Annotated in this window: 4 protein-coding genes; all 4 read left to right on the top strand. The window is 73.5% G+C overall.

Translation table 11 applies throughout. The features are described from left to right. Positions 1-355 precede the first annotated feature (355 nt). The 4 genes from AC0682_RS26340 (at position 356) to AC0682_RS26325 (ending at position 4,988) form a co-directional block, all read left to right on the top strand. The gene (locus tag AC0682_RS26340) at positions 356-1,450 is read left to right on the top strand and encodes a hypothetical protein (RefSeq protein WP_478535510.1); all 1,095 of its coding nucleotides are present in this window, start codon (positions 356-358) and stop codon (positions 1,448-1,450) included. 181 nt (positions 1,451-1,631) lie between these two features. Further along, positions 1,632-2,090 (top strand): YciI family protein, encoded by a 459-nt coding sequence (locus AC0682_RS26335; protein ID WP_478535509.1) that lies wholly within the window; start codon positions 1,632-1,634, stop codon positions 2,088-2,090. 6 nt (positions 2,091-2,096) lie between these two features. Continuing rightward, positions 2,097-3,383, top strand: coding sequence for an RNA polymerase sigma factor (locus tag AC0682_RS26330; RefSeq protein ID WP_478535507.1), 1,287 nt, complete (start codon positions 2,097-2,099; stop codon positions 3,381-3,383). Between the two features lie 249 nt (positions 3,384-3,632). Continuing rightward, entirely contained in the window at positions 3,633-4,988 is a 1,356-nt protein-coding gene (locus AC0682_RS26325; protein WP_478535506.1) for a M14 family metallopeptidase, read from the top strand. The last annotated feature ends 108 nt before the right edge of the window (positions 4,989-5,096 follow it).

Genomic DNA, 5,096 nt, shown 5'->3' with positions numbered 1-5,096 from the left:
ACGCCGCCCGCGCCCACCCCGCGCTGGGTCCCGCAGAGGGTCCTCCTTCCCTCCCCCCCCCCCCCCCCCCCCCCCCCCCCCCCCCCCCCCCACGACGTAAATGCTTTTGAGTACCTGTCTTTGATCACCGGAGAAACAACCCCACCCAACCCCCCGGGTGGACCTCTGCGGGCCCCCGGTCAGCTCGGGCTGGGCGCGTTCACCCACATGAGTGAAGTGTGCCAACCGGGCTGGCTTCATGGCCTGTTGCCGGGCATATGCTCACGCTGACCACAACCCAGACATCGAGACGGCCCCCGGCCGGGACTGGCATCCCGACCGAAGGCCTCACCACCAAGGAAGAAGCCACTTCCCGATGGATACCCAGCAGGTTAGCGCGCCCTCGCGCGCCCCGTCCGCCGGAGTCGTACACATCAACATCCGGCTCACCGACGGCTACACGATCATCTCCAACCGGCTCTCCCAGCACCGGGGCCTCTCCCTGCTGGCGATCGGCCTCGGCACCCACATCCAGTCGCTGCCCGACGGGCGACGCGTCGGCGTCAAGGCGCTCGCCGCGGTCTTCCCGGAGAGCGAGGCCCGTATCGCGGCCGCGCTGCGGGAGTTGGAGGGGAACGGGTTCCTGCGCCGCACCCGCGAACGGGTCGGGGGCGGGAAGCTGGCCACCCGGACGGAGTCGTACAACCACCCGGCGGCGGCCAGGGGACGGGAGCGAACGCGGGAGCGTGTGGCGGTGACCGCGGTCGAGGCCGGGCCTGTGGCTGCCGCCGAGCCCGTACGCGTGCCGGAGCCTGGGCTTGTACGCGTGCCGGAGCCTGGGCTTGTACGTGTGCCGGAGTCTGAGCCGGTACGTGTGCCGGAGCCTGAGCCTGTACGCGCACTTGAGCCCGTACGGGCGTCTGAGCCCGTGCGCGTGCCTGCGCCGGAATCCGTACGCGTAGCCGTACCGGCCCCGGTGCCTGTGGCCGACCCCGGCCCTCGCCTCGTTCCGCCGCCCACCGCTCCCCGCAGGCCGCGCCTGCGGCTGCCCGTCCCGCGGCACCCCACCGAGGCCCTGTACGCGGCTGCGGCCGATCTGCTCGCCGGGCTCCCCAGGACCGCGCCGGTGTTCCTCCTCTCCGAGGAGGACGCACGCGGGCTGGTTCCCGGGGTCGCCGCCTGGCTGGAGCGCGGGGTGCGGCCGGATGCCGTACGGGCGGCGATCACCGATGATCCGCCGGTCCCCCTCCGGCATCCCGCCAAACTGCTGCGGCACCGGCTCGCCGCACTGCTCCCACCGCCGCCGCCCGCCGCCGTGCCCGTCGTCCCGCTCCAGAACTGCGACGACTGCGACCGCGCCTTCCGGTCGGCGGTGCCAGGGGTGTGCCGGGAGTGCGGCGACGCCCGTTCGGCCGAAGAACCGTCGGCCGCGAAGGGCGCGAGGCCGGTCCCTTCTCTCTTGGCGACCTGACTGCCGACACCTTCGCGTCCGTCGAGGGGCTCGGGGAAGGCGTGGCCTTCATCCCTTCCGAGATTTCTCGGCGGGCGTGTCGAAAGGGCCCGGACCTGTTCGTCGTCATGGTGTAAGCCAGTCGTGAGGCTGGGACCCCAGGGGACCGGACAAGAGTCCCGACAGGCGACAGGAGCCGACCATGAAGTACATGCTGCTGATCCACAGCGGGGCAGTCGACGAGCAGGGCGGGGCGCCGCAGTGCACCGTCGAGGACTGGATGGCCTACGACAAGGACGTACGGGACGCGGGGATCCTCGTCTCCGGGGAGTCGCTGGCCGATCTCGTCACCGCGACCACCGTGCGGGTCTCGCCGACCGGGGAGCGGACCGTGACGGACGGGCCGTTCGCGGAGACGCGGGAGCTGCTGGGCGGGTTCCTGGTCATCGACGTACCGGATCTCGACGCCGCCCTGGACTGGGCCGCCCGCTGCCCCGGGGCGCGGGACGGCGGCTCGGTCGTCGTGCGCCCGGTCGCGGACTTCGGCGCCCCGGAGGACTCAGGGCTCTCCGGGGACTCCGGAGCCTCCCGGGATTCCCAGGGCCCTGGGGCCTCCGGCGCCTCCCGCGACCCCGGCGGCTCCGGGGACTTCGGGGGCTGAGGGCCGGTGGCGGGTGAGGGCGCGTCGTCGAGGGAGCCGGAGGAGGCCCGGGTCGCCGTCGAGGCGGTGTTCCGGGAGGAGCGGGGGCTGCTGCTCGCCTCCCTCGTACGGCGGTTCGGGGATCTCGACCTGGCCGAGGAGGTGACGTCCGAGGCGATCGAGGCGGCGCTGCGCCACTGGCCGGCCGAGGGCGTCCCCGCCCGGCCCGGAGCCTGGCTGCTGACGACCGCGCGGCGCAAGGCGGTGGACCGGCTGCGGCGGGACCGGGCGTACGCGGCCCGGCTCGCCGTCCTCCAGGCCGACGCGGAACGGGCCAAGGATGTCGCCGCCCCGACCGGGCACGGTGAACTGCCGGACGAACGGCTCCAGTTGTTCTTCACCTGTGCCCACCCCGCCCTCGCCGCCGAGGACCGCACCGCCCTCACCCTGCGCTGCCTCGCCGGGCTCACCACCCCCGAGGTGGCGCGGGCCTTCCTCGTGCCGAGGGCGACCATGGCCCAGCGGATCGTGCGGGCGAAGAAGAAGATCCGCGAGGCCCGCATCCCGTTCCGGGTGCCCGGCCCCGACGAACTGCCGGAGCGGCTGCCCGGGGTGCTCCAGGTCGTCTACTCGGTCTTCACCGAGGGGTACGCGGCCAGCTCGGGCTCCCGGGTCCAGCGGCTCGACCTGGCCGAGGAGGCGCTCCGCCTCGCCCGGATACTGCACCGCCTGCTCCCCGCCGAACGCGAGGCCGCCGGGCTCCTCGCGCTGCTGCTCCTCGTCCACGCCCGGCGCGCGGCCCGGACCGGACCGGAGGGCGAGCCGGTGCTCCTGGAGGACCAGGACCGGCGGCTCTGGGACCGGGCGATGATCGAGGAGGGGCGGGCCCTGGTGGTCCGCGCCCTGACCGGTGGCCCGGCCGGGCCGTACGGGGTGCAGGCCGCCATCGCCGCCCTGCACGACGAGGCGGCGGACGTGGAGTCGACGGACTGGGCGCAGATCGTGGCTCTGTACGAGGTGCTGCTGACCCTCACCCCGTCCCCCGTGGTGGCGGTGAACCGCGCCGTCGCGGTGGCGATGCGCGACGGCCCGGGGGCCGGGCTGGCCCTGCTCGACGCGTTGGGCGGGGAGCCCCGGCTGCGGACGTACGGACCGTACGCGGTGGCCCGCGGGGACCTGCTGGCCCGCCTGGGCCGGGGTGGTGAGGCGGCCGAGGCCTACCGGGAGGCGCTGGAACTGGCGGGCACGGAACCGGAGCGGGCGGTGTTGCGGCGGAAGCTGGGGGAGGGGCCGGGCGGACCCGAGGGCGGTTGAGCCGTGGGAGTCCGGGTGGCGCCGGGCCCGCGACGGGGCGGCAGGGGCGCCCGGCGCGTGGGGGCGTGCTCGGCAGCTCGCGGGGCCCGGGTGACGGTGGGGCCGGCCGGGGCTGGAGGGAATCAACCTGCGGGAGAAGGGAGGGATCATGGCCGGAACCCCAGCCTTGACCCGTCCATGACATGAGCCCATCCTGTGCCCGTCGCACAGCTCCACCCCCCACCCCGACGGACTCAGGAGACTGCCAGCATGCGACGTGCCGACGCACGGAAGACCAGGCCCCGGGTGAGGCGGAACGCCGCCCTCGCCGTCCTGCTAGCCCTCGCCCTCGCCGCCCCGGCGACCGCTGTCGCCACCGCCGAGACCTCCGCCCCGAACGCGGCCGTCGCCGCGGACGAGCGGACGCTCCAGTACGAGATCACCGGGCGCACGACCCCCGCCTCCCGGACGGCGATCGCCCGCGCGGGCGTCCCGATCGACGAGGTCCACGAACACGGCATCGTGATCACCGCGAACGCCGACCAGGCCAGGAAGCTTCGGGCCCAGGGCCATGTCCTGGAGGCCTTGCCCGCCCCCGGCGCTCATGATCACGGGCCGTCGGAGGGGCCCGGCGCGCTCGACTTCCCGCCCGCCGACTCCCGCTACCACAACTACGCCGAGATGACCGCGGCCATCGACGCCCGGGTCGCCGCCAACCCCTCGATCATGAGCAAGCGCGTCATCGGGAAGACCTACCAGGGCCGCGACATCGTCGCCATCAAGATCAGCGACAACGTGGCCACCGACGAGGCCGAGCCCGAGGTCCTCTTCACCGCCCACCAGCACGCCCGCGAGCACCTGACCGTAGAGATGGCGCTCTACCTGCTCCGGGAGTTCGCCGAGGGCTACGGCTCCGACCCCCGGATCACCCGAGCCGTCAACGACCGCGAACTGTGGGTCATCCCGGACATGAACCCGGACGGCGGCGAGTACGACATCGCCACCGGCTCGTACCGCAGCTGGCGCAAGAACCGCCAGCCCAACACCGGCTCCACCGCCGTCGGCACCGACCTCAACCGCAACTGGGACTTCAAGTGGGGTTGCTGCGGCGGCTCCTCCTCCAGCCCGTCCTCGGACACGTACCGCGGCCGGGCCCCCGAGTCCGCGCCCGAGACGAAGGTGGTCGCGGACTTCGTGCGCAGCCGGGTGGTCGGCGGCAAGCAGCAGATCACGGCGGCCATCGACTTCCACACCTACAGTGAGCTGGTGCTCTGGCCGTACGGCTACACGTACGCCGACACGGCCCCCGGCATGACGGCCGACGACCGCAACGCGTTCGCCGCGGTGGGCCGCAAGATGGCGGCGAGCAACGGCTACACCGCCCAGCAGTCCAGCGACCTCTACATCACCGACGGCTCGATCGACGACTGGCTGTGGGGCTCGCAGCGCATCTTCGGCTACACCTTCGAGATGTACCCGCGCTCGGCCTCCGGCGGCGGCTTCTACCCGCCCGACGAGATCATCGAACGCGAGACCTCCCGCAACCGGGACGCGGTGCTCCAGCTGATCGAGAACGCGGACTGCATGTACCGGTCGATCGGCAAGGAGGCGCAGTACTGCACGTGATCCGCCGAGAAGCGGGACGGCACCGGGGGGGGGGGGGGGGGGGGGGGGGGGGGGGGGAGAAGAGGCCTGCTCCCCCGCCGTTTCCTCCTCCGTGGGGTGGATCGGTGT

Source organism: Streptomyces sp. NPDC043746 (assembly GCF_056436485.1).
Note: the sequence above shows the minus strand (reverse complement) of the source record. Positions and strands in the feature narration are given on the sequence as shown.